Source organism: Gordonia cholesterolivorans, assembly GCF_039531975.1.
Taxonomy (GTDB): Bacteria; Actinomycetota; Actinomycetes; order Mycobacteriales; family Mycobacteriaceae; genus Gordonia; species Gordonia sihwensis.
Genome location: NZ_BAAARB010000064.1, coordinates 1 through 926 on the forward strand (window position 1 = coordinate 1; position 926 = coordinate 926).

Consider the following 926-nt stretch of genomic DNA (forward strand, 5'->3'; position numbering starts at 1 on the left):
CTTTTTTAAAGATATAGCTAATTCTTTTCTTAAAGTGAACTCCGAACTGAATAAATTAAATTCGCTTAATTTACCTAGCCATTGGGGACGGTCTGAACTAGTGAATTCAAAATATAAAACTTACATTCTAATTATTGGAGAAAGCGCAAGAAAAGATTATCACCATGCATATGGTTACCCTATTAATAACACTCCATTTATGAGTGAATCCAATGGTGTTCTGATTGACGGATTAACATCCGGAGGAACAAATACAGTTGCATCGTTAAGGTTGATGTTAACTAAACCTGACGTTGATAAATGGGAGCCGGATTATAGTTTAAGTTTTATTGATCTCGTTAAGTCTGCTGGAATGAAAACTTATTGGGTTTCTAATCAGGGGTATATTGGTGAGTTCGATACACCAGTTTCATTTATTGCTAAAAGAAGCGATGAGAAATACTTTATTAAACTTGCTGGGTATGACTCAAAGAATACATCTGATTTTATGTTGCTAGATAAAATTAAAAGCATTATTGAAAACAACAACGAAAAAAAATTAATAGTTGTTCATTTGTATGGAAGTCATCCAGATGCTTGCGATAGGGTAAGTGACTATAAAAATATAATAAATGTTAAAAATGCGAAATTTGGTTACTTAAATTGCTATATTTCATCAATAAACAAAACCGATGATTTAATTAGGTCAATAAATGAAATCATGAATAATGAATTTGCAAAAGATAAGGGTTCATATTCCATTCTTTATTTTTCAGATCATGGATTAGCGCATCGTGAGGTCGATGGGGTTATGTTATTTAACAATAACAAAGCTAGCAAACTACATTATAACATCCCTTTATTTAAGGTTTCGTCTGATGATAAAGACAGAAAGGTATGCAAATCATTTAAATCAGGATTAAATTTTGTAAATGGGATTGCATCAT

1 protein-coding gene is annotated in these 926 nt (G+C 31.1%); it reads left to right on the top strand.

Annotation, left to right across the window (positions count from 1 at the left end):
* Positions 1–34: 34 nt before the first annotated feature.
* The coding region (locus ABFX36_RS18905) for a phosphoethanolamine transferase (protein WP_346077823.1) at positions 35–926 on the top strand (892 nt) is incomplete at its 3' end.